Origin of the sequence: Allonocardiopsis opalescens, from assembly GCF_003002095.1 — a bacterium.
In the GTDB taxonomy this organism is placed as follows: domain Bacteria; phylum Actinomycetota; class Actinomycetes; order Streptosporangiales; family Streptosporangiaceae; genus Allonocardiopsis; species Allonocardiopsis opalescens.
Map to the genome: position 1 here is coordinate 301,063 of NZ_PVZC01000005.1, position 22,208 is coordinate 323,270.

Annotated in this window: 19 protein-coding genes and 2 CRISPR repeat arrays; of the genes, 5 read left to right on the top strand and 14 right to left on the bottom strand. The window is 71.8% G+C overall.

Going from position 1 to position 22,208, the window contains the following annotated elements; translation table 11 throughout:
- Nucleotides 1-11 precede the first annotated feature (11 nt).
- The 8 genes from CLV72_RS33960 to CLV72_RS18275 all read right to left on the bottom strand — a co-directional run bounded on the left by CLV72_RS33960 (nt 12) and on the right by CLV72_RS18275 (nt 11,463).
- Nucleotides 12-962, bottom strand: a complete 951-nt coding sequence (locus tag CLV72_RS33960; RefSeq protein ID WP_211302940.1) for a CRISPR-associated endonuclease Cas1 — start codon at nt 960-962, stop codon at nt 12-14.
- A 146-nt stretch (nt 963-1,108) separates the two neighbouring features.
- Nucleotides 1,109-1,606: a CRISPR-associated protein Cas4 gene (locus CLV72_RS18245; RefSeq protein WP_106247707.1), complete on the bottom strand. Its 498-nt coding sequence runs from the start codon at nt 1,604-1,606 to the stop codon at nt 1,109-1,111.
- Nucleotides 1,603-4,671, bottom strand: coding sequence for a CRISPR-associated helicase/endonuclease Cas3 (locus CLV72_RS18250; protein WP_106248445.1), 3,069 nt, complete (start codon nt 4,669-4,671; stop codon nt 1,603-1,605). The genes CLV72_RS18245 and CLV72_RS18250 overlap by 4 nt, the downstream gene beginning before the upstream one ends.
- Before the next feature lie 5 nt (nt 4,672-4,676).
- Nucleotides 4,677-5,735, bottom strand: a complete 1,059-nt coding sequence (cas7i, locus tag CLV72_RS18255) for a type I-B CRISPR-associated protein Cas7/Cst2/DevR (RefSeq protein WP_106247709.1) — start codon at nt 5,733-5,735, stop codon at nt 4,677-4,679.
- Nucleotides 5,735-7,048 (bottom strand): hypothetical protein, encoded by a 1,314-nt coding sequence (locus CLV72_RS18260; protein ID WP_146159483.1) that lies wholly within the window; start codon nt 7,046-7,048, stop codon nt 5,735-5,737. The genes cas7i and CLV72_RS18260 overlap by 1 nt, the downstream gene beginning before the upstream one ends.
- Before the next feature lie 107 nt (nt 7,049-7,155).
- On the bottom strand, nt 7,156-7,845 hold the full coding sequence (gene cas6 / locus CLV72_RS18265) for a CRISPR-associated endoribonuclease Cas6 (RefSeq protein WP_106247714.1): 690 nt from the start codon (nt 7,843-7,845) through the stop codon (nt 7,156-7,158).
- Nucleotides 7,846-8,424: 579 nt separating this feature from the next.
- Nucleotides 8,425-8,782: a CRISPR direct-repeat array (repeat unit 30 nt; unit sequence GTCGCTGATCATCCCTGGAGGGATCGCAAC).
- Between the two features lie 97 nt (nt 8,783-8,879).
- Nucleotides 8,880-9,630: a CRISPR direct-repeat array (repeat unit 30 nt; unit sequence GTCGCTGATCATCCCTGGAGGGATCGCAAC).
- Between the two features lie 211 nt (nt 9,631-9,841).
- The gene (locus CLV72_RS18270) at nt 9,842-10,567 is read right to left on the bottom strand and encodes a DUF2637 domain-containing protein (protein ID WP_245930293.1); all 726 of its coding nucleotides are present in this window, start codon (nt 10,565-10,567) and stop codon (nt 9,842-9,844) included.
- Between the two features lie 296 nt (nt 10,568-10,863).
- A complete protein-coding gene (locus CLV72_RS18275; RefSeq protein WP_106247719.1) occupies nt 10,864-11,463 on the bottom strand; it encodes a TetR/AcrR family transcriptional regulator in 600 nt (199 codons plus the stop codon).
- An 81-nt stretch (nt 11,464-11,544) separates the two neighbouring features.
- Between CLV72_RS18275 and CLV72_RS18280 the strand changes: the two genes are divergently transcribed.
- Together CLV72_RS18280 and CLV72_RS18285 are read left to right on the top strand one after the other, a co-directional pair.
- On the top strand, nt 11,545-12,714 hold the full coding sequence (locus CLV72_RS18280) for a cytochrome P450 (RefSeq protein ID WP_106248448.1): 1,170 nt from the start codon (nt 11,545-11,547) through the stop codon (nt 12,712-12,714).
- 215 nt (nt 12,715-12,929) lie between these two features.
- Nucleotides 12,930-13,613, top strand: a complete 684-nt coding sequence (locus CLV72_RS18285; protein ID WP_106247721.1) for an aspartate/glutamate racemase family protein — start codon at nt 12,930-12,932, stop codon at nt 13,611-13,613.
- Nucleotides 13,614-13,622: 9 nt separating this feature from the next.
- Here CLV72_RS18285 and CLV72_RS18290 read toward each other — a convergent pair whose 3' ends face one another.
- Entirely contained in the window at nt 13,623-14,519 is an 897-nt protein-coding gene (locus CLV72_RS18290; protein ID WP_106247724.1) for a helix-turn-helix domain-containing protein, read from the bottom strand.
- Between the two features lie 101 nt (nt 14,520-14,620).
- Here CLV72_RS18290 and CLV72_RS18295 point away from each other — a divergent pair, with 101 nt between their 5' ends.
- Together CLV72_RS18295 and CLV72_RS18300 are read left to right on the top strand one after the other, a co-directional pair.
- Complete coding sequence (locus CLV72_RS18295) at nt 14,621-15,658, top strand: alcohol dehydrogenase catalytic domain-containing protein (RefSeq protein ID WP_106247726.1); 1,038 nt, start codon at nt 14,621-14,623, stop codon at nt 15,656-15,658.
- A gap of 177 nt (nt 15,659-15,835) precedes the next feature.
- On the top strand, nt 15,836-16,720 hold the full coding sequence (locus CLV72_RS18300) for an aldo/keto reductase (RefSeq protein WP_106247728.1): 885 nt from the start codon (nt 15,836-15,838) through the stop codon (nt 16,718-16,720).
- A gap of 57 nt (nt 16,721-16,777) precedes the next feature.
- Here CLV72_RS18300 and CLV72_RS18305 read toward each other — a convergent pair whose 3' ends face one another.
- Nucleotides 16,778-17,269 (bottom strand): MarR family winged helix-turn-helix transcriptional regulator, encoded by a 492-nt coding sequence (locus CLV72_RS18305; protein WP_170141022.1) that lies wholly within the window; start codon nt 17,267-17,269, stop codon nt 16,778-16,780.
- Between the two features lie 128 nt (nt 17,270-17,397).
- On the opposite strand from CLV72_RS18305, the gene CLV72_RS18310 reads away from it, so the two are divergent.
- A complete protein-coding gene (locus CLV72_RS18310; RefSeq protein WP_106247732.1) occupies nt 17,398-17,901 on the top strand; it encodes a cupin domain-containing protein in 504 nt (167 codons plus the stop codon).
- Nucleotides 17,902-17,966: 65 nt separating this feature from the next.
- Here CLV72_RS18310 and CLV72_RS18315 read toward each other — a convergent pair whose 3' ends face one another.
- From CLV72_RS18315 to CLV72_RS18330, 4 genes are all read right to left on the bottom strand, one after another.
- Entirely contained in the window at nt 17,967-19,406 is a 1,440-nt protein-coding gene (locus tag CLV72_RS18315; protein WP_106247735.1) for a dihydrolipoyl dehydrogenase family protein, read from the bottom strand.
- A gap of 2 nt (nt 19,407-19,408) precedes the next feature.
- A complete protein-coding gene (locus tag CLV72_RS18320; protein ID WP_106247738.1) occupies nt 19,409-19,972 on the bottom strand; it encodes a hypothetical protein in 564 nt (187 codons plus the stop codon).
- A 175-nt stretch (nt 19,973-20,147) separates the two neighbouring features.
- Nucleotides 20,148-20,741: a TetR/AcrR family transcriptional regulator gene (locus CLV72_RS18325; RefSeq protein ID WP_106247741.1), complete on the bottom strand. Its 594-nt coding sequence runs from the start codon at nt 20,739-20,741 to the stop codon at nt 20,148-20,150.
- A 116-nt stretch (nt 20,742-20,857) separates the two neighbouring features.
- On the bottom strand, nt 20,858-22,114 hold the full coding sequence (locus tag CLV72_RS18330; RefSeq protein ID WP_106247743.1) for a serine hydrolase domain-containing protein: 1,257 nt from the start codon (nt 22,112-22,114) through the stop codon (nt 20,858-20,860).
- Nucleotides 22,115-22,208: the final 94 nt, after the last annotated feature.

A 22,208-nucleotide genomic window follows, 5' to 3' on the forward strand; every position in this document is an offset into this window, starting at 1 on the left:
CGGCTGACCGGTTACGGCCTTCGCCACCAAGAGTGGCCGAGACCGGGTGGGATGACGCCATGAGCGCTCCTGCCCCCTGGTGGCGTGCCCCCGGCCGCCCCGCACTGATCACCTTCAGCCTGGGGGCGGTCGGCCTGGCAGCCGCCCTCGTGCTGGTCGCCGACCGTCTGGTGCCGTGGCTGGCCGGGCTGCCGTGGCCCGGCATCATCGCACTGGCCGGCGCCCTGCTGATCGCGGCCGCCATCGGCATGACCCTCACCCGCAAACCCTCCAGCGACTCCGAGGAGGCGCCGCCGTCGCCGCAGCCGATCTCCTGGTGGTGGGTACTCGCCGGGGCAGGCTTCGTCGTGATCGCCACCTGGTACTCCACCGCCTGGCTGTTGGACGTCGCCACCCCCGAGCAGCGACTGGAGGCCATCCGTGCCGGCCTCACCGTTGGCGCCGGCACCGGGGGCGCCGTCGCGCTGCTGCTGGCGGTACGAAGGCAGTGGCACCAGGAGGTCGCGCACCGCCATCAGGAGAAGGTCGCCGCAGAGACGCAGTTCGACGCGACCGAACGCCGGGTCACCGACCTGTACACCAAGGCGGCGGGTGCGTCCGTCCAGGCGGAGCCAGGGCGGGAGCAGGGTGTCCAGGACGCCCCAGGCGGTGCGGCGGAAGTTGCCTTCGACGCCCATCAGTTCGTCGGCGATGGCGGCGTCTTCGGTGGCTCGGCGCAGGGGTTTGTCGAGCAGGTCGGTGTCCAGAGCCCAGCGGACGTTGGCGGCGGTGGCGGTCATCAGGTTGGTTGTGAACCCTCCAGGGATGATCAGCGACCGCTGTTCGTGGTCGCTGGCCAGGGCGTCCTGGCGGCGTACGGCGCGGGCCGAGGACATGTCTTCGGCGGGGGTGAACGCGCCGGCGTGGTTGCCGTAGTGGTCGGGCACGTGAACGGTCACGTTGTGCCGGCTCAGCAGCGACATGGCCGAGGCGTTGATGTCGGCGTGGTGTTACGAACCCTTCAGGGGTGATGAGAGACCTCGTCGACGCGTTCGATCCGGATGCTGTTGTCCTCGCGGCGGATGCGGCAGGGCTCGGTGAGCCAGTAGGTGCGGGTGGCGGCGGTCACTCAGTCTCCCCAGCAGTAGTCGCGGTAGGAGCAGCCCCGGCACTGGGTGCGGGGAAGGCGGGGTGCGGGTCGGTCGGCGCCGATGACGTCGCGGGCCTGCTGCTCGGTGTCTTCGGCCTGGCGGCGGGCCGAGGCGTCCCAGGGAACGTCGACGGTGCGGCGGATCAGCGGGTAGTGCACGACGCCGCGCGCCACGTTCACGCCCAGGCGCGACAGCAGCAGGCAGTAGTGCCGTACCTGGGCGTCGTGCTGGAGTGAGGGGGCGCGGGAGGACTTGGTCTCGTGGACGACGGCGCCGGTGGTGACCCAGTCGATGCGGGCTTCGCCGAGGTCGATGTCGCGGCGACGGGTGTAGGTGGTGGCGTCGACGGTCTCACCGAAGGCGACGGCGTCGCTGCGGTGTTCGGGGCGGTAGCCGCGGGCGTACAGCCACAGTTGGCGGGGGCAGTGCAGCAGGTACTTGATGTGCACGCCGCCGAGTCCGTCGTCGCCGGTCACAGGATGGTGTCCTTGGGGGCGGCCGGGGCGCGGCCCGCAGTCAGGTCCAGTCCGGTCTCGGTGTTGTAGGGCGCTTTGGTGGTCCACAGCCGCAGTTTCGAGTCGAAGTCGGCATGGCCTGCAGATTCCAGGACCTTGAGCTGGGTGTAGCGGACGGGGATGAGCAGGCCGGAGGCCAGGAGCGGGTGTTCGGCCCGCTGCCGGCGGTAATCGGCGATGTCGTCGTGGTGCAGGACCTCCACGGTGTCGAAGGACTTGTCCAGCCCTTCGGCGAATTCGCTGCGGTCGTGGAAGGGGTCGGTGAAGGTGAGGAACGTGTCGGTGAACTCGTCGCGTGCGCGGCGGGCCTCGGCATGCCAGGTCCGGCCCCAGTCGGTGTCGTAGGCCAGCCGCAGCCAGTCCTCGATGGTCTGCTCGGAGATGACGGGGCCGGGCGCGGTCTGCAGTGCCTCCCAGGCGGCGGTGATGGCTCCGGGGTCATACGGGCGGTGCTCGTCGGTGCGGTGGACGCGGAACTCCACGGGGCCTTCGGGGTGGTGTCCGCGCCGGTTGACCCGGCCGGCGCGCTGGGCCAGCGCTTCGACGGGGGCCAGTTCGCTGGCCCCCCGGTCGAAGTCCAGGCAGAGGGAGACCTCCAGCGCCTGGGTGGCCACGACCAGTCCGCCCCGGCGCCCGCTCTCCCCGGGCTTGCGTTCGGGGTGGCGGCGCTTGATGCGGCGTTCGATGGCGGCGCGGTCCCGGCCGCGGAACCGGGAGTGCAGCAGCACCGCCGCGTCGGGGTCTTCGGGGCGGACGGTCCGGGCGTGGGGGGCCAGGTCGGTGTAGAGCTGCTGGGCGGTGGCCACGGTGTTGGCGACCAGCAGCACGCTGTGCCCGTCGGCCAGCCAGCAGCGGACGCGGGCCAGGCTGTCGGGGTGGGTGAGCGGCAGCTCGTCCAAGGCGAGGCGGTGCCGGTCGGGTGCGGTGCCCGGCGGAGCCCGGTGCACCGTGACGTCCTGTTCCAGCGTCTCAGCGACCAGGTCGAGCATCGGCGGGGCCAGGGTGGCCGACAGGACGGCGATGCGGCTGCCCAGCCGTTCCCACAGCCGCATGGCCGCGCAGATGCGGCCGAAGGTGACGGGGTCGTAGGCGTGCAGTTCGTCCAGGACCATCAGCGCGTTGGCCTGTTCGAGTAGCACGCTGGAGTAGCGCGGCCCGGCGATCGCCGCCCGCAGCAGCTGGTGCGGGGTGGCGACCCGCACGCGTTGGACGAACAGGGTCCGCATGGCGTGTGCCCGGCTGCGCGCCTGGTCGGCGGCGGCGCCGTCGGGTGTCTTCTCCGAGGCGCAGTCGTCCTGGACCGCGTCGCTGAGCAAGGTCTGGGCGGCGGTCGCGTGCAGCACGCCGATGTCGGGCTTCTTTGCTCCTGGGGGTGGTGTGAGGTTGTCGCGGAACCGTTCGCGGGCGGCGTCGATGGAGGCGCGGTAGGGCAGCACCCACACCAGCCGGGGCCGGCCGGGCATCGTCTCCAGCTGGCTGGACGCCCAGGCCAGCGCGGCCTCGGTCTTGCCGCTGCCGGTGGGCGAGCACAGCACCAGGTGCCCGGCGGTGTCGGCCGCCGCCTTCTGGTGGGGGTAGGGCGCGGCGAGGGTGGACAGATACGAGCGCGGCAGCGGCATGTGCGTCTGCAAGGGGACGTGCGCCGATCCGGCGTGGTCGGCGAGGGTGACGGCACCCTGCAGCAGAACCGCGACCAGTCCGTCCTCGTCGGGGACGGGGTGGAACCAGTCGGCGCTAACCTGCGCGAAGGCGTCGCGGGCGAGTTCCCACAGCTTGCGGGTCTCCTCGGCGGCGACCAGGCCGGAGTGGGCTGTCAGCCAGCGCAGCAGCGCCCGGTGCCGCTTCGCCGGGACCTGGATGCGGGGTCGGCCCGGCGGTGGGTCGGGGTCGCGGCCGAACTTGCGCTGCCAGTCGGCGTCCGGCGGGTAATCCAAACGCAGCTCCTTACCCGATGTCGACACCAGCGGCCGGTGGTGGAAGACCACTCCGGCCTTGATCATCGCCCGGTCCTGTTCGGGCAGGTCACGGGTGAGTAGGTCGACGTAGGCCAGCGACAGCACCTCGTGGCGCTCGCCCCAGTACTCCCCGCCCGGCCGGACCTGCAACTGGAAGCCTTCGCCGACCTTTCCGGTGTCGTGCAGCAGTGCGGCGGTCTTCACGCACGACCAGAACCACGGCCGGTGGGCCAGCAGCCCGGGCGAGCCGATCCGGTCGGCGACCGTACCGGCGGCGTCGTGCACCAGGGTGCTGTGCTCGGTCAACAGCTCCGGCCGCCCTGTCGGGGAGCGTTCGGCGGACTTGGCCCACACCTGCGCCAACTCCGGGTCGCCAGCGTCGGTGGTACCGGCGGTGTGCAGCCAGACGGCCTGGTCGTCGGTGGGGTCGCGGTAGGCGCCGCTCACCGGCTGGCGGCCGGCCGGCTCGGCGCACCACAGGTAGTCGGTGAAGGAGGTGCGCAGCCGGTCGGTACTGATGGTGTCGGCCAGCCGCACGCTGGTTGCCTGCACGGCGACGTGCCCGCCCAACGGCGCCAGCGCGTGCCCGACCACCGCCTCATCCGCCGGGTACAAGGTCACCGGCGTAACCGACCGGAGGTGGACGAGGTCTTGGGAGCGGCCCAGCCGGAGCCCCCATACCGGGCACCGCAGCGCGGCCGCGACCCGGTCGGCGTGCGGGGCGGGTATCCACAGGGTGACGTGCACGCCGACCAGGAAGGGCCGGTCGCGGATGGTCATACCGCCCTTGCCCTCCCGGACCCGGCCGGCCACCGCCGGGTTGGAACCGTCGGCGGCGATCGGGTGGTAGGTCTCGGCGTCCGTGCCGCGTCCGTCGGCGTGCGCGCACATGCCGACCGGGACCGGCTCGCCGGCCCGGCCGGTCGCGGCGGCCAGCATTCCGCGCACGGTGGAGGGCGGCGGCACCGGCAGGCAGCGGGTGACTCCGGGGAACATCGGATCGCGGAACGAGGCGGCCGGAGCGTACAGCTCGATCCGGACCGCCTCGATCGGGGCGGACGGTCGCGTCATGGCGTTCACCGGGCCGGGTCGTCGAACCAGCCGTCGCACCGGCCGCCGCGGATCTCCGCGGCCAGGTCGCGCAGCATCGACCGGGGGTGGTCGACGCGCACCTGGCCGCCGTCCAGCAGCTCGGCGACCTCGGCCTCGAACTCCTTGCGGACCTGTTCGCGGAAGCCCGGCCGCCACCCGATGCGCACTGGTGCCTCCCACTGGCCCGCCCAGGCGTCGAGTTCCTGCCTCAGGACCTCGCCCCGGACCTGGAGGCCCGAGCCGTCTTCGGCGCCGTCGATGACGAACCCGAGCGGGTTGACCCCGCCGGCCATCGGCACCGCCGCCACCAGCGCCGGGGTGCGGTCCCCGTAGTGCAGGGCCTTCTTCGCCCCGCCCACCAGGTCGGCCAGCGCCTCCAGCAGCGAGGCCACCCGCTCGCGGCGCATCTCCAGCGGCAGCCGCAACGCCGGCGAGCCGCGGAAGGTCACCATGGCGGCGCCGAGCTCGACGGCGGCCGCCGCCCGCCGCGCCGCGTCCTCGCTGAGGTAGTTGGCCTTGCCGCCGTTGTTGCCGGGGAGGGTGAACGTGCCGACCCGGGGGACGTCGAGCAGGAAGGGCGCGGCGAGGTCGGCGGTGTAGAACTGGTGGGAGTGCAGCACCGGTTCCTCCACCCCGCGCGACATCACGCCGAAGTCCTCGGTGGGACGCGCCGGCTCCACCGACATGAACGTGCCCACCATGAACGGGGTGTCGCGCAGCGTGGTGGCGTCGTCGCTGGACTTGGCGCCGGCCTTCATGTAGCCGAACAGGTCGTCATCGGCGTAGCGCACCGGGTCGGCCGACGTGGTGGCCTTCTGGGCCTTGCCCTGCGCCTTGCCGACCCGCACCGTCGGCGACGGCGCCGAGCCCCGCGCGGTCATCGTGTCGCGCAGCCAGCGCCGGAACGCCTGCGCCGACACATAGGGGTAGACGCGTCCGCGCACCCGCGCCTGCTTCACCGGGGTGGTGGTGGTCTCGCCCTTGCCGTTGTTGGGGGCGCCCGCGCTCACGGCGAGCACGATCTTTCCGGCCAGGTAGCTCATCAGGCGTCCTCATCGCTGTCGTCGGACAGGGGGTCGTCGAACCGGGTGGGGGCGTCATCAGCGGGATCGTCATCCGCTGATTCCTTGCCGATGGCGACGCCGAGCCGGTTCAGCTGGGTCGCCACCTCGAAGTAGAGCTGAGCGCGCAGCCGCCACCCCTTGGGGCCGTCGGCGATCAGTTCAGGCAGGACGGCGGCCACCCCCGGCGACATCTCCGGGGTCTCCGCGCCGTCCAGCAGCAGACGGGCATGGGCCGTCATCAGCAGTTTGTGCAGCGGGTAGGCGCTGCCGGCCGCCTGCCGGTACTCGTTGAAGCGGCCGCGGCTGGACTCCGCGGCGATCCACCGCGCCAGCAGGTGGGCGGCCGGTTCGAGGGGCTTGGTCGTCACCTCGTACATCACCTCCATATACAGGGAGAACAGGGCCCGCCACCGCCACAGCGTGCGGGTGGGCACCTTGTCCGGGTCGGTCGAGCGGTTCCGCAGCTCCCGTAGCAGGCGGTCGCCGGGAACGAGTTCGAAATCGAACAGCGTGCGCGCGGCCGCCGTGGTGCCGCTCGTCGTGACCGCGCCGGAGGCGTCCCGGCGCACCAGCACCCTGCGCAGGTCGTTCCACCCGTCGGCACAGGCCCGGTCGGCCGACATCCGCTGCAGGAACCGGGCCACCCCGGTACGGGTGCTCATCACCCGTAACCAGGGCTCCTGGTTGTCGTTCTTGAACATCCACAAGGTGGTGGCGGCCAGGTGGTCCTGCGCGTGCTCCCGCAGCATCCGTACGGCGACGGCTTCCGGTCCGGCTCCGGCGGGCAGGTCCTGGAAGCCCGCCTGCCGGGCGCGTGCGGACCGCAGCACGTTACGGGCCACGAAGGCGCGCTCCACCTCCCCGTCATCGCAGGTGAGCACCGTCGCAGAACCCGCCGTCACCCACGCCCCGTAGGGCAGCGCCCACATCGCGAGCCGGCACGCGCGGCACACCGGCCACCCGCCCAAGTCGGGCGGCAGGGTGTTCAGCGCCCGCGGCGAATCGAACATCGGCAGCGTCGACTTCGCCCACACCGCTCCGCTCGGCGCTCCGCAGAAAGCGCACGGCAGCAGATCCGCGGCGTCGCCGTCGGCGACGAACAGCGCAGACACCTGCTCGTGGAGCCGATCGGGGTCGCGGTCCCGCTTGGCGTGCGTGGGTTTGGCGTTGGGGTAGAGCGCGAACAGCACCTTCCACCAGTCATAGCCGCCAGACCCCGGGGAGGCCGTCGCGGCCCGCACGACGTCGGCGACGATCCGCGCCGCGACCCGGTCCAGGTCCGCCGTCGTCAACGCGCCCACCTCGTCCCGCCCGGCCAGGCAGAGGAGGGAACGGGTCCCGCTGCGCTGCAGCGGATGCTCCGTCAACCGCGCGACCGGGAGATCGGTGGCCGGGGCGGTCACTTCACCCACCCGAACCCCTGAATGGTGGCGAGCCCGATCCCCCACTCGTACAGGGCGTCCAGCAGCGCCGGAGCGGCCGAGACCCGTGCTGTGATCGGGGCGCCGATCCGGAACCCCTTCGCGGTGTCGAAGCGGCGCCGCCGCCCCGACTTCAGGACCGTGACCTCCACCTCGTTGGGCAGATCCAGCAGGTCGGCCTTGTGACGCAGGTTATGCGTCAGCCGCTGCACGAAGTGGGCGTCATCGGGCACCAGGAAACGGTCCTCGTGCTTGACCACCACCGGCGACACCGTCTCGAACACCGCCGACCCGGCGCTGTGGTCGGGGGTGGGCTCCAACTGCACCCCGCGCACCGGCAGCGACACCCCGCCCCACCGCAGCTCGCCGCGCCCGGCCAGCCCGGCCAGCAGACACGCCGCGATCTTCGGCACCGGCGAGCCCAGCCGCACCATCCCCGGACCCGTGGTCGCGTACGCCCCCTTACGACGCGCCGCCGTGGGAAACACCGGCGGCGCCACCCCCACCGGCCGCAACACCGACCCCCGCCACCCCGAATCGTGCAGCTCCGCCGCCAAATGCGCATCCTGACCCCTGATCAGGTCATAAACCACCGAACGCGCAGGCCCATGCACATCCCGCCACTCCATACACGCAACCGACGATTCGACATCAACCCGGAAACGCATCACACCTCCTCACATCTCAGGAGGCAATTAATAGCAACCGGCTCCGACACGCCATCGCCGAACAGCGGATACGTCTAACGAAAACTCAAACTAGACCGGAAAATCAGAAACAAGCAACCGCGAAGAAGCGAACCGGCGCGCAAATTACTTGATCACGAACTACTCACTGAGCGTCGCGACCCATCCGCCCACAGGAGCCGATCAAGGTAGCGAGCAATTGATCACAGAACAGGCACCAAGGATGCTTCCACTGGCAATCACCCACTCCGACAGCAAGCACTCATTCACCCCGCGCACGCCATAGATTGCCGACTCTCCCAAACTCGACAATTCACTCGACCAATTCATATGGTGGACGTACCCCCCGACTGACGAACACCCACGCGCATCCCCGGTCCGGTACGCTGCACACCCACGAACCGCAACCGACCACGAGCACATCGACCTACACGACCACCACGACAGTGCCCTTGATCGCCACACACGCTGACCTGCACTGATGCACTACCGGCGGACCGCTGCAAAATTGCACCGACGACAGCGCCGAACAGGCACTCCGACCTGCGGCTTTACCCTCGGGTCGCTGATCATCCCTGGAGGGATCGCAACGGGTGTAGTGCGGGTTGAGGTACACCCCGGCGCCGCCGTCGCTGATCATCCCTGGAGGGATCGCAACGCTCCATCAACCAATCCTTCGGATTGGTCAACGGAGTCGCTGATCATCCCTGGAGGGATCGCAACTCGGTGGGGTGGTGCGGCTCAGCCACGGCCGGTCTGTCGCTGATCATCCCTGGAGGGATCGCAACGTTCTTTCGGACGCCGCAAGGGCGTCCGACGCCTGTCGCTGATCATCCCTGGAGGGATCGCAACTCAAACAGCGACCGGAGGTCGTCAGCGACGTCGACGGTCGCTGATCATCCCTGGAGGGATCGCAACGATCTCATCCCCGCCTGCTTCAGGCCCGCTCCCTGGTCGCTGATCACCTGGAGGGATCGCAACGTCTTGTCGGCGCCGAGCGGCAAGCGGGGGTTCGGGTCGCTGATCATCCCTGGAGGGATCGCAACTCCTCGGCCAGCCGGGCGCGGAGGAACTCAACCAGAGTCGCTGATCATCCCTGGAGGGATCGCAACCGGCTCACGCCGCGAGCCAGTACCAGCAGATCTGGTCGCTGATCATCCCTGGAGGGATCGCAACATGACGGTGACCTTGGCCATGTCCATGTCAGCGCCGGGTCGCTGATCATCCCTGGAGGGATCGCAACCCGAGCAGGGCGCTCAGGAGGCTGCGCATCCGGCCGGTCGCTGATCATCCCTGGAGGGATCGCAACTGCTCCAGCACGGCGATGCGGCCAGTGGCACCCTTGTCGCTGATCATCCCTGGAGGGATCGCAACGACATGGTCAGGCAGCCTTCCTGTGGGTCGGGTCGGGTCGCTGATCATCCCTGGAGGGATCGCAACCCTGGCGGCCCTGGACCCGCGCCGACGCGGTGTCCGCGTCGCTGATCATCCCTGGAGGGATCGCAACAGGGCTGATGCTGCGTCTCGTCTCGGGGCTCCCCCGGGTCGCTGATCATCCCTGGAGGGATCGCAACTGCAGATCCACCGCCGCAACCCCCGCTATGGGCCGGTCGCTGATCATCCCTGGAGGGATCGCAACCGCCCGGCCGGAGCGCGTCCGGGGACTATGGGTTGTCGCTGATCATCCCTGGAGGGATCGCAACCGCACGGCGCCCTGCAGCTGGCTGGCCAGCTCGGGTCGCTGATCATCCCTGGAGGGTTCGCAACGCCTGCCAAAGAAGACCGGACGAGCACGACGCGAGTGGTGCTCGGCCGGTGAGCGGCGAACCGCCTTTAGTCACTGCGCCAGCCTCACTGAGACCCGAATCTCCAAGCGTTCGATCATCGCCGCAGGATCGACGTCTCCGGGGACGCCATGGCCAACTTGGACAGCAGTACGTTCCCGCATTCACCAGCGCCCTCGTCCGAGTCGCCCTGTTCATCCTGACGAGATGAACAGATCGAATCGTCCTTGATGCCCCCATTGCTTGATCAACCGGCCCCATCTCGGCTGGTGGTCGAAGTGAGCGGCGATTTCCTTGCCCGTGGGGAGTGTTCCGTCAGGGCGACGGTTGTCGAGCGCCCAGCGCCATGCTGCCAACTGGACTTGTGGAACGTCGACCGCGCCTTCCCGGTCGCTCTCAGTCGTCTCGGCGTTGTCAGGCGACGCTTGGAGGACGTGCATTTCTGGCTGTGATGTTCCGGATGGCGCTGTTGGAAGGGCACCTACGTCCTCAATCGGAGGCCAGCCGACCTCATCGCTGTTCTCCGACATGATCGCGGTCGCGGTTTCCGTAGAGTCTGCGTACGCATTGCGTACGTCACGCGCATGCACGCGGAACTGCTGCATCAGCAGCTCGTACGCACACGCCAGTGCGAAGCTCGGCCAGGCGTGAATCACCTGGCTCCACACGTTCGGGTCGGCGACGGCGACGTTGGCGGCAAGCGAAGCGATACTGCCGACGATCAGCAGCGTCCACGGCAGCCAGCCGCCGCGCCGACCCGAGCGGGCGGCGTCCAGCAGGGTCATCGAGGAAGCGACGATCATCCCGTCCACCGACAGCGGGAACAGCGCCGCCTGCCAGGGCGGCTCGCCGTGGCCCAGAGCCAACTCGTACATGTGGCTGTAGCTGACCACCGCGGCGATCGACGCCAGCAGCAGCACCGCCGTGATGGTGACCCACCGGGACAAACGGGAAGAACCCACCGCAGATCACCGCCTGCCCAGGGCAAGATCTGCGGTCAGGATGAGTGGTATGTACGAAAAGGTCGAATTGCCCCTCGGACACCAACCTTTCGCACATGTCGTGGAGTCTCGGTTCGATCCGGGTCTCCACGATTTTGTTTGCGCGGGTAGGTGCGGCGTAGACCGAGGTCTTGTGGAGCTGCGGCTTGGGCCGGTCGGGGTTGGGGGCGGCCGTCCGGTGGATGCGGCCTCCGGTCGTCGGTGTGGGTGTCGGTTCAGTCGAGGCGCCGGCGGGCCGCGTCGATGACGCCGTCGATGGCGGCGCTGATGCGGCGGGCGGCCTGGTCGGGGTCGGGGCGGCCGGCGTCCAGCCAGGCGATGACGCCTTCGGTGGCCAGTGTCAGCACGACCTGGGTGGCCCAGCGGGTCCAGCCCTCGTCGCCGATGAGCGCGGCGAGGCTGCGGTAGGTGATCTCCGCGGAGTCCGCGGCGAGGCTGTCGGTCAGCTCGCGGAACTCCGGTTCGCGGGCGGCGTAGCGGAACAGCAGGCGGAAGCCGTCAGGGTCGTCGGAGGCGGCGTCCAGCATGGCGGGGATGCTGCGGTCGGTGAAGTCGTCGATGCCCACCCGCTCGGTCAGGCGTGCGCAGGCGCGGTCGAGGACCGCGCGGTACAGGGCGGCCTTGGAATCGAAGTGGCGGTACAGGACAACCCGGCTGACGGCGGCTTCGACGGCGATGGCGTCCAGACTCGTGTCAGCGAAGCCAGAGCGCGCGAAGGCGCGGGTGGCGGCGTCCAGGATCTGCTCGCGCCGCTGGGCGCGGGGCATCCGGCGGACGGGCGCGCCCGGCTCGGCTCCCGATTCTGCGGCGGACATGGCCACCTCCACTTGTATACTTGAGGGTATACATCTAGGTTTGTTTATGCTGAAGTAAACAAGTTGCCGCTGGAGATCGCCATGACCCCTGGCCTGCCGTTTCCCCAGGACCATCCTCTGCAGTTTCCCCCGGCGCTGCGCACCCTACGGGAGGCCGGACCGCTGCACCGCGTCCGCACCCGTACCGGCGACGACGCCTGGCTGGTCACCGGATACGCCGAGGTCCGCGCGCTGCTGGCCGACCCGCGCCTCGGCCGCGCCCACCCCGACCCCGCGCACGCCGCACGTTCGGGCGCCTCCGCCCTGTTCGGCGGGCCGCAGGGCGATTTCGCCACCGAGCACGCCGACCACGCCCGGATGCGCTCCCTGCTGCGTCCGCACTTCACCCCCGGGCGCATCCGCGCCCTGGCGCCCCGCGTCGCGCAGCTCACCGAGGGCCTGCTGGACGAGCTGGCCCGGCTCGGCCCGCCGGCCGACCTCGTCACCGCGCTCGCGGTGCCGCTGCCGATCCTGGTCATCTGCGAACTCCTGGGGGTGCCCTACGAGGACCGGACCCGATTCCGGGCCTGGTCGGAGGCTGCCGCCGACGTCACCGACCAGGCGCGCTCCGAGCAGGGGCTGGCCGAGCTCTTCGACTACGGCATGCGCCTGGTGGCCGCCAAGCGCCGCAGACCCGGCGAGGACGTCATCTCCGCCCTGGCGGCCGTCGACGGGGTCGGCGACGGCGAGATCGCCGGGCTGTCCATGGCGCTGCTGTTCGCCGGGCACGAGACCACCGTCGTCCAGATCGGCATGGGCGCCCTGCTCCTGCTCACCCGGCCGGACCGGTGGCGGCGGCTGGCCGAGCACCCGGAGGACGCGGGCGCGGCGGTGGAGGAGATGCTGCGCGCGGCCGGCAAGGGCGGCGGCGGCATCCCGCGCTACGCCCGCACCGACATCGAGCTGGCCGGTGAGACCATCGCCGCCGGGGACCTGGTGATGTGCGACAACGGCGCCGCCAACCACGACCCGTCCGTCTTCGAGGACCCCGACCGCTTCGACCCCGACCGCCGGGGTCCCGCACACCTGAGCTTCGGCCACGGCGCCCGGTACTGCATCGGCGCGCCGCTGGCCCGCCTCGAGCTGCAGGCCGTGTTCTCCCGCCTGCCCGCGCGCTTCCCCGCCATGAAGCCGGTCGGCGAACTGGAGCAGACGCGGGTGCGCGCCGACACCCTGACCGGCGGACTGGCCGAACTCCCTGTGGCATGGTGAGGAGGACCATGCCGGCCGAGCGGGTCCGCCATCCGCTGTTCGCGCCTGCGGCGGATCGCGGGCCGGGCCGCCGGGGCGGCCGGAGCCGCGGCCGAGGTGGCCGACGCACACGTGCGGGCTCTGCCGGCGGTCCGGGCCCGCACACCGACGGAACCGCGATCGCCCCGACCGGCGACCCGCGCGAACGCCGCCCGCCACGAGAGCAAAGGCACGGCATGGCCGCAACGCCCACGATCGCCCTGATCAGCGCCACCCCCGCTTCGATACCGCCGGCCCGCAGCGCCTTCGCCGCGGCCTTCCCCGAGGCCCGGCTGTGGAACCTGCTGGACGACCGCCTCCTCGACGACGCGCAGGACGCCGGCGAGGTGACCCCCGCGCTCGTCGACCGGATGCACCGCCTCATCGACCACGCGACGGCCGGGGGAGCCGACGCGGTGCTGCTGACCTGCTCGCTGTACGGCTTCGTCGCCCGCGAGCGCGCCGAGCGCAGCGCCGTCCCCATCCACGCCCCCGACACCGCCGCGCTCGACGCGGCCGTCGCGGCCGGCCACCGGCGGATCCTCGTCCTCGCCTCGATCCCCGGCGCACTGGACGACGCCCAAAGGCGCTTCACCGCCCACGCGCACGCCGCCGCGGCGTCGATCGAGATCGACGGCGCACTGGCACCCGACGCCTACCGCGCCGCGCTCGACGAGGACGCGGAAGCACTCGCCTCGGCACTGGAACGGGCCTGCGCCGCACGGCCCGGCGGCACTGATGCGGTACTGCTCGCGCAGTACTCCCTCGCGCCCGCCGCCGACGCGCTGGCCCGCGCCCTCGGCGTGCCGGTGTACTCCGGTCCGGGCAGGGCCGCCGCCCTCCTGCGCTCCCGGCTCCTCACCCGCGAAGCGGCCGGGTGACCGGCGCGCTCAGCCCTCGTCGGTGCGGGTCAGGGCCTCTTCGGTCAGGTCCTGGGTGGCGGCCCAGCTGGCGAGCAGTTTGAGCGCGTCGGCGGTCGGGCTGTCGGCAGGGGCGGTGTAGACGTTGAGGGTCAGGCCCGGCTCGGAGGTGAGGTCCATCGACTCGAAGGCCAGGTCGAGCCGGCCCACCACCGGGTGGCGCAGCCGCTTGTGCCCGCTGCGGTGGAACTGGACGTCGTGGGAGGCCCAGCGCCGCCGGAAGAGCTCGCTGCGCGTGGACAGCTCGCCGATCAGCTCGAACAGGGCCGGGTCGTGCGGGTTGCGGCCCGCCTGCAGGCGGAGCATCGTGGCGGCGTCGTTGGCGGTGAGCTCCCAGTCGACGAAGAACTCGCGTGCCGCCGGGTCGAGGTAGACGAAGCGGGTGGAGTTGGCCGGGCGGCGGGGGTCGGCCAGGACGGGCGCGTACAGGGCGCGGCCCAGGTCGTTCAGGGCGACGATGTCGTGGCGGCCGTTGCGCACCCACGCCGGCGCGCCGGTGATGGCGTCGAGCATCTGCTGGACGGCGGGGCGCCGCCGCACGCTCGTCGGCATCCGGCGGCCCGGCGTGCGGCCGGGACCCGCGGCGCGGGCGAGGGCGAAGAGGTGGGCGCGCTCGGCCTCGTTCAGCTGGAGCGCGCCGGCCAGCCCGTTCAGCACGCTCTCGGAGGCACCGGCGAGATTGCCCCGCTCCATCCGCACGTAGTAGTCGATGGAGACGCCGGCCAGCAGCGCGACCTCCTCGCGGCGCAGGCCCTTGACGCGGCGGTTGCCCCCGTAGGCGGGCAGCCCGGCTTGCTGGGGTGTGATGCGCGCCCGCCGCGAGCTGAGGAACTCACGGACCTCCGCGCGGTGGTCGACCTGGCTCATATCCCCAGGGTAGGTCGCGTCCGGGGCACGAGGGAGGCTATGCCAGTACCTGTAACGCCAGGCTCTCCCCGGGCCCGCGGCCCCTGGGTTGACTGGGCGCCATGCGAGCCACCTACATGTACGGGGCCGGCGACGTGCGCGTCGTCGACGTCCCCGATCCGAAGATCCAGCTGCCCACCGACGCGCTGGTCCGCGTGCTGCGTGCCTGTGTGTGCGGCAGCGACCTGCATCCGTTCCGCTCCCTGCCGGCCACGCCGGAGGGCACCCCGATGGGCCACGAGTTCGTCGGCGTGGTCGAGGAGGTGGGCGCCGAGGTGTCGGCGGTCGCCCCCGGCGATGTGGTGATCGCGCCCTTCGCCTGGTCGGACGGCAGCTGCCCGTTCTGCCGGGAGGGACTCCAGACGTCCTGCCTGCACGGCGGCTTCTGGGCGGCCGGCGGGATCGGCGGGGGCCAGGCCGAGGCGGTCCGGGTGCCCTTCGCCGAGGGCACCCTGGTGAAGGCGCCGGTCGCCGAGGACTCCGGCCTGCTGCCGTCGCTGCTGACCCTCTCCGACGTCTACGGCACCGGCTACCACGCCGCGGTCAAGGGCGGTGTGGCGGCGGGCAGCACGGTGACCGTCATCGGCGACGGCGCGGTCGGACTGCTGGCCGTGCTGGCCTCCCGGCAGCTGGGCGCCGAGCGGATCGTGCTGATGGGCCGGCACAAGACGCGCACCGACCTGGGCCGGGAGTTCGGCGCCACCGACGTGGTCGCCGAGCGCGGCGAGGAGGGCATCGCCGCGGTGCGCGAGCTGACCGGCGGGCACGGCAGCCCGATCGTGCTCGAGGCGGTCGGCCATATGCCCGCCTACGAGCAGGCCTTCGGGGTCGTGCGGCCGGGCGGCGTGATCAGCAGGGTCGGGGTGCCGCAGTACGAGGAGGCGCCGATCGGCTTCGGCAGCCTCTTCCGGCACAACATCACCCTCACCGGCGGCCCCGCACCGGCCCGCGCCTACATCGATACCCTGATGCCCGCCGTCCTGGACGGCACCGCCGATCCGGGGAAGGTCTTCGACCGGACCGTCTCCCTGGAGGAGACCCCGGCGGGCTACCGGGCCATGGACGAGCGCAGCGCGCTCAAGGTGCTCATCCGGCCGTGACGAACGGGCCCGGCCGACAGCAGCTGCGGTGCCGCCGAACCCGCCGTCTCGGCCCGGCGGCGCTGAGCGCGGCCGACGCCCGGACGCAGACCCTTCGCGAGGGCTTTGGGAGGTCTTGGCGAACAGGGGAACGGCCTTCCCTCCCTGGTCAGGGCGGGTCGGCCTAGCGTGGACGCCATGACCGTTCCGAACGTGAACCTGAACAACGGTGTGCGGATGCCGGCCCTGGGTTTCGGGGTGTACCAGACACCGCCCGAGCAGACCGTCGCCGCCGTCGAAACGGCGCTGTCGACCGGCTACCGGCACATCGACACCGCGGCCGCGTACGGCAACGAGCGAGAGGTCGGGGCGGCGATCCGCCGCTCCGGCCTGGACCGCTCGGAGGTCTTCGTCGAGACGAAGGTCTGGATCAGCGACTACGGGTACGACGAGACGCTGCACGCCTTCGACAAGAGCGCGGGCAAGCTCGGGCTCGACCGGATCGACCTGCTGATCCTCCACCAGGCCCTGCCGAGCGAGTTCGAGCGCACCCTCGACGCCTACCGGGCGCTGGAGGCGCTGCTGGCCGACGGCAGGGTGCGGGCGATCGGGGTCAGCAACTTCATGCCCGACCACCTCACCCGGCTGCTGGCCGAGACCGGGACCGTGCCCGCGGTGAACCAGATCGAGGTGCACCCCTACTTCCGCCAGTCCGAACTGCTCGCCTTCGACAGCGAACACGGCATCCTCAACCAGGCGTGGTCGCCCATCGGCGGCGTCACCTTCTACCGCGACGGGAGCAAGGGCTCCACCCTGGAGGATCCCGTCATCGGCGAGATCGCCCGGGCGCATGGCAGGACGCCCGCCCAGGTGATGCTGCGCTGGCACCTCCAGCAGGGGCGGCAGGTGATCCCCAAGTCGGTGACACCCTCGCGGATCGCGGAGAACTTCGAGGTCTTCGACTTCGAGCTGACCGCCGAGCAGCTCACCGCCATCGACGCCCTCGACACCGGCGTACGCGGCGGGCCCGAGCCCCACGACATCACCCGGCGGAACTTCTGGATCGACATTCCCGAGGCCTGACGGCGTCCGGCCGGGCCGGCCCACCGCCCCGGCCCGGTGACAAAGCGCGTCGACCGGCTAGCAGGAGAGCGCCGTTCCGCTTCCGGTCGGCGCGTCGCCGCCGCGGCCGGCGTCGGGGTCGAGCAGGGCCCAGACCTCGGCGAGCCCGCGGAGTCGGTCGTCGTCGAGCCGGCTGAAGAACAGCGCGCGCAGGTCCTCGTGGTGCTGCCGGCGCGCCCGGCGGGTCAGTGCCCGACCGCCCGGAGTCAGGGTGGCGTCGAAGCCGCGGCGGTCGACGGCCGACCGCCGCCGCTCGATCAGCCCGCGGCGCTCCAGGCGGTCGGCGAGGCGGGTGAAGCCGCCGCTGGACATCAGGCGGCGCTGGGCGAGGTCCGACATGCGCATGCCGTCCGGGCCGGCCTCGTGGAGCAGGGCGAGAACGCTGTACTCGGCCATGCTCACGTTGAGCGGGGCGAGCCCGGCCTCCAGTGCGCGCCAGAGTCGGTCGTGGGTGAGCAGGAAGCCCCGCCAGGCCTCCTGCTCAAGGTCGTCCAGCTCGTCGGTCGCCATGGCGGCACGGTACCGGGGGCGCGCCTCGGCGACCAACATCGCGCTCTCCAGGCCGCACTTGCGGAAAGCCTCTTCCTGAATAGTATCTGTCTGCGCAGACAAATAATTCGGAGCGAGGAGTGATCCGCATGGCGGTCGAGATCCGCGAGGAAGGCCCCTTCGGGAGCCCCGTCGTGTCGCTGCCCGACGGCGTGGCGCGCCACGGCTACTACAACACCGAGTTCGACGTGATCCTCCGGGCGGAGCTGACCGGGAACCAGTACTTCATGATCCGGCAGCGGGAGATCCCGCCGGAGGCCGCGCCGCCCTTCCACGTGCACACCCGCGAGGACGAGATCTGGATCGTCAACAGCGGGACCTTCCGGTTCTGGATCGGCGGCGAGTCCCTGGCGACCGCCGCCGTCCACGACGTCGGACCGGGGGGCGTCGTCTACGGACCGCGCGACGTGCCGCACACCTTCCAGAGCCTCGACGGCGCCGGGGACGTCACCGTCCTGTGGAGCCCCGCCGACAGCCAGGACTACTTCCTGTCGGTCGGCGAGGCCGACGAGCGCGAGGACTTCGACCACCCGGAGCGCCTGGAGGCCATCGGCGTGCGGATCCTGGACCGCGCCCCGGTCAACGGCGCGTAGCCGGGACGGCGTGCCGGTGCCCCGTTCCGTCGCGGTCGCGCGGGACGGGGCACCGGCCGGGCGGGTCAGCGGCCGTAGGTCTCCAGCAGGCGGAGCCACACCTCGCTGACGGTCGGGTATGCCGGGACGGCGTGCCAGAGGCGGTCCAGTGGGACCTCGCCGACCACGGCGATCGTCGCGGCGTGCAGCAGTTCCGCGACGTCGGGGCCGACGAGGGTGAAGCCGACGATCACCTTGCGGTCCTCGTCGACGACCATCCGGGCGCGGCCCTGGTAGCCCTCGGCCTGGAGGGCGGATCCGGCGGTGGCGGCCAGGTCGTAGTCGACCACCCGGATCCGCAGCCCGGCGGCCTGGGCGGCGGCCGCGGTCAGGCCCACGGACGCGATTTCCGGATCGGCGAACACCACCTGCGGCACCGCGCGCTCGTCGGCGGTCGCCGCGTGCCGCCCCCAGGGCCCGGCTTCGACCGCTTCGCCCTTCGCGCGGGCCACGATGACGTCGCCGGCGGCGCGGGCCTGGTACTTGCCCTGGTGGGTCAGCAGGGCGCGCCGGTTCACGTCTCCGGCGGCGTAGAGCCACCCGTCGCCGACCGGCGCGCCGTCCGCTCCGACGACCCGCATCGTGCCGTCGACCGCGAGCCAGCCGCCCGGTGTGAGGCCGAGGGCGTCCAGGCCGATGTCCTGGGTGTTGGGGGTGCGGCCGATCGCGACGAGGAGCTCGTCGGCGTCGAGCTGCTCACCGCCGGTTAGCGTGATGGAGACCGTTCCGTCGCCGTTGCGCTTCACCGATCCGGCCTCGGTCCCGGTGCGCACCGAGACGCCCCGGTCCCGCAGGGACGCCGCGACGCGCTCGCCGACGAAGGGCTCGGCGCGGCTCAGCAGGCCGTCACGGGCCAGCATCGTCACCGACGAGCCCAGATCGGTGAACGCGGTCGCCATCTCCACGGCCACCACCCCGCCGCCGATGATGGCGAGCCGCCCCGGGGCCCCGCTCGCCGCGGCCGCGTCCCGGCTGGTCCACGGCGCGGCCTCGCGGAGTCCTTCGATGTCCGGGAGCAGCGCGCCGCTCCCGGTCGCGACGACGACCGCGTGCCGGGCGGTCAGCGTCGTCGCGGTGCCGTCCTCTCCGGCCACCTCGACGGTCCGGGCGGCGGCGATCCGGCCGTGGCCGCGGTACAGCGCGATGCCCGCCCGTTCGAGCCAGGACACCTGCCCGTCGTCCCGCCAGTTCGCGGCGAAGGAGTCGCGGCGGCGGAGCACGGCCGCCGCGTCCAGGCCGCCCGTCACCGCTTCGCGCGCCCCGGGCACCGCCCGGGCCGCGCGCAGCGCGGCGCCGCTGCGCAGCAGGGCCTTGGTCGGCATGCACGCCCAGTAGGAGCACTCGCCGCCGACCAGTTCCCGCTCGACGACGGCGGCGGTCAGGCCGCCCTGGACGGCCCGGTCGGCGACGTTCTCCCCCACCGGGCCCGCGCCGATGACGACGACGTCGTACGTGGTGGTGTCCATGGTCAGTTCCCCTTGGCGGCGCGGCCGAGGCGGATCGCCGAGACGAGGAAGAAGACGCCGCCGAGGACGGCGTAGCCGACCACATTGGTCAGCACCGGCTCCGGCGCGGAGGCCGCCGCGATGAACGAGGCGCCGGCCAGCACGGAGATGCCGCCGCTGAGGATCATCGGCCACTGGCCGCCCATCCTGCGGCGGCCCACGGCCACGAGCAGCTGGACCAGCCCGGCGACGATCGCCCAGGCGCCCCACACGAGCAGGACCGCCGGCACACCGGAGGCGCCGGCGATCGCCAGGCCGACGGCGGCCAGCAGGCTGATCGCGATGTTGGCGTACAGGCCGCGGGCCGGACCGGTGGCGCGGGACGCACGGGCGTCCACGACGGCCGCCGCGACGTCGAACAGGGGGTACAGGACGAGCAGCGCGATGCCGAGGGGCCCGAGCGGCGAGCCGGTGAAGAACAGGAACAGCACGGCCGCCCAGACGAGGGCGAACGCGAACCGCGCGAAGTACAGCCGGCGCAGCGCCGATGCGATTCCGCCGGGGGCGGGTGAGTGAACGGTGGTCACGATGATCCTTTTCGAGAAGAGAGTGCGCGGTTCGGCGACAAGACCGAACGTTCTACCTCAAGCCAGCATGGCGATCCGGCCGCACCTTGTCAAGACAGAACGTTCTATCTCTTAAGGTGACCAACGTGGACACCGGCCGCTTCGGGACGCGCGGCGGCCGGGGCGGCGGTGGGCGCTACTTCGGCGCGGCGTCGAGGCGGAACCGCAGGATCCCGTCGACGCCCTTGAGGAAGGTGTCGCAGACCTGCACCGGGTCGGCCAGGCAGCCCGCGGTCATCGCGCCGTCGCGCAGCATCACGAAGTGCCGGCCCGCGGGTTCCGGCGGCGCCGCGCCGACCTGCGCGAACAGGTCTGTGACGGTGCGCAGGAACCATTCGCGGTGGGCGAGGACGGCCTGGTGCACGGGATGCCCGGGGTCCGGGTACTCCGCGACGGCGTTGAGGAAGGCGCAGCCGCGGAAGCGGTCCGACAGGATGCCCCCGGCGATCGACTCGGCGATGGAGCGCAGGGTCTCGGCCGCCGGGAGGTCGGCGGCGAGAGCCCTCCCGACCCCGTCGCGGTCGGCTTGGCTGACGCCGCGCAGGTAGGCGACGACCAGCTCGTCCTTGCTGGGGAAGTGCCGGTACAGCGTGGCGCGGGTGACCTTCGCCTCCGCGATGATCCGGTCGATCCCCACGGCGTGCAGGCCCTCCGCGTAGAAGATCCGCGTGGCCGTCGCGAGCAGCCTCGATCGTGCTTCGGAGACCCGGCCTGAAGTGTTGTGCGCCATCGGCGCGAGTTTAGCAGATAGAACGGTCAGTATCTCTAAGCGTCCGCCGACCTCCCCGGCGGTACCCGGTGCCGTGGATCCGCACGGCACCGGGTACCGCCGACTGTGTCCGCGCGTCAGCCGCCGACCGGCGGTTCGACCGCCTGCCCGGTGATGGCCTGCTCCTGCTGCTGGAGGATCTCGGGCAGCGGGATGTCGTCGTAGTTGCTGAGGACGACACCGACCCAGCCGGTGTCCGGGTAGACGCTCCAGTTGGCGGCGCTGCCGGCGGTGGAGCCGCCGCGCCCGAACTCCCACTGGCGGCCGTTGACCAGGTGCAGCGGGCCCGTGTACGCGCGGAAGGACGTGCGGGTGGAGCCGGGGAGCTTGGCCCCGGTCAGCAGTTCGGCGAAGGGCCGGTCCAGCAGCGTGCCGTCGCGCAGCGCGTGCGCGAAGCGGACCAGGTCGGGGGCGGTGGCGAAGCCGTCGCCCGAGGCGTTGCCGATGAAGGCGCGGGCCGGGTTCCGGCCCGCTATCGGCGGGTTCACGCTGCCCTTGTCCAGATTGCGGACGGCGTCCACCCGACTGCCGTCGGCCTGCCGCATGTAGGAGTGCGCGATGTGCTCGTCGGTGAGCCACTGGGTCCGGGTGTAGTACGCCGAGCCGGTCATGCCCGCGCGGCCGAAGACGTGCTCGTGCACGTAGTCCCAGTACGTCGTGCCGGTGACCGCCTCGACGATCTGCGCGGCGATGGCCAGGCCGGCGCCGCCGCCGGCGGTGTGGCCCTGGTCGTCGGAGCCCGGCGCAACCACCAGCGTCGCCTGCCGGGTCCACTGCTCGTGGTACTCGCGCACCTCCTCCCTGCTGTGGAAGACGCGCTCCCAGTCCGGCATCGGGGCGTCCAGCCCGGAGGTGCTGGTGAGGAGGTGGTGGACGGTCACCCGCTCGGCGATGTCCGCGGCGAAGCCGGTGAGGTGGGTGCCCACCGTGTCCGACAGCGCCAGCTCGCCCTCCTGCATCAGCCGCAGGACGGCGACCGCCAGGAAGGGCTGGCTCGCCGAGCTGAGGTTGACCGCGACGTCCTCGTGGTTGCGGATGCCCCGCTCCCTGTCCGCCATGCCGTAGCTGCGGGACAGCACCGTCCGGCCCTGGTACGACAGCAGCACCACACCGGAGAACCTGTCCTCGGCGGCCAGCCCCGCCACGTACCGGTCGTAGGCGCCGCCGGGCCGGGCGTCGGGCGGGATCCGGTCGGTCCCGGACCGCTCGGCCGCCGCAGCGGCGGGCGGGGCGCCCACCAGCTGCGCGCCGGCCGCCGCCACCCCGGCGGCCGCCAGCCCGCCCCAACCGAGCAGCCGCCGCCGGCCGATACCACCTACGGCGTTGGAGTCCATGTTCGTTCACGGTCCTTTCGACGAACCGACCCGTACGCCACCTGCGTACGGGTGCGTTGCGGTCCATGCCTTCATCGGGAAGGCATGGCTGTTG

Excerpts from the sequence above, each read along its gene's own strand:
- CLV72_RS33960 (WP_211302940.1), bottom strand. The coding sequence starts at position 962 with ATGTCGCTGCTGAGCCGGCACAACGTGACCGTTCACGTGCCCGACCAC.
- CLV72_RS18250 (WP_106248445.1), bottom strand. The coding sequence starts at position 4,671 with ATGACGCGACCGTCCGCCCCGATCGAGGCGGTCCGGATCGAGCTGTAC.
- cas7i (WP_106247709.1), bottom strand. The coding sequence starts at position 5,735 with ATGAGCTACCTGGCCGGAAAGATCGTGCTCGCCGTGAGCGCGGGCGCC.
- cas6 (WP_106247714.1), bottom strand. The coding sequence starts at position 7,845 with ATGCGTTTCCGGGTTGATGTCGAATCGTCGGTTGCGTGTATGGAGTGG.
- CLV72_RS18275 (WP_106247719.1), bottom strand. The coding sequence starts at position 11,463 with ATGTCCGCCGCAGAATCGGGAGCCGAGCCGGGCGCGCCCGTCCGCCGG.
- CLV72_RS18280 (WP_106248448.1), top strand. The coding sequence starts at position 11,545 with ATGACCCCTGGCCTGCCGTTTCCCCAGGACCATCCTCTGCAGTTTCCC.
- CLV72_RS18285 (WP_106247721.1), top strand. The coding sequence starts at position 12,930 with ATGGCCGCAACGCCCACGATCGCCCTGATCAGCGCCACCCCCGCTTCG.
- CLV72_RS18290 (WP_106247724.1), bottom strand. The coding sequence starts at position 14,519 with ATGAGCCAGGTCGACCACCGCGCGGAGGTCCGTGAGTTCCTCAGCTCG.
- CLV72_RS18295 (WP_106247726.1), top strand. The coding sequence starts at position 14,621 with ATGCGAGCCACCTACATGTACGGGGCCGGCGACGTGCGCGTCGTCGAC.
- CLV72_RS18300 (WP_106247728.1), top strand. The coding sequence starts at position 15,836 with ATGACCGTTCCGAACGTGAACCTGAACAACGGTGTGCGGATGCCGGCC.
- CLV72_RS18305 (WP_170141022.1), bottom strand. The coding sequence starts at position 17,269 with ATGGCGACCGACGAGCTGGACGACCTTGAGCAGGAGGCCTGGCGGGGC.
- CLV72_RS18310 (WP_106247732.1), top strand. The coding sequence starts at position 17,398 with ATGGCGGTCGAGATCCGCGAGGAAGGCCCCTTCGGGAGCCCCGTCGTG.
- CLV72_RS18315 (WP_106247735.1), bottom strand. The coding sequence starts at position 19,406 with ATGGACACCACCACGTACGACGTCGTCGTCATCGGCGCGGGCCCGGTG.
- CLV72_RS18325 (WP_106247741.1), bottom strand. The coding sequence starts at position 20,741 with ATGGCGCACAACACTTCAGGCCGGGTCTCCGAAGCACGATCGAGGCTG.
- CLV72_RS18330 (WP_106247743.1), bottom strand. The coding sequence starts at position 22,114 with ATGGACTCCAACGCCGTAGGTGGTATCGGCCGGCGGCGGCTGCTCGGT.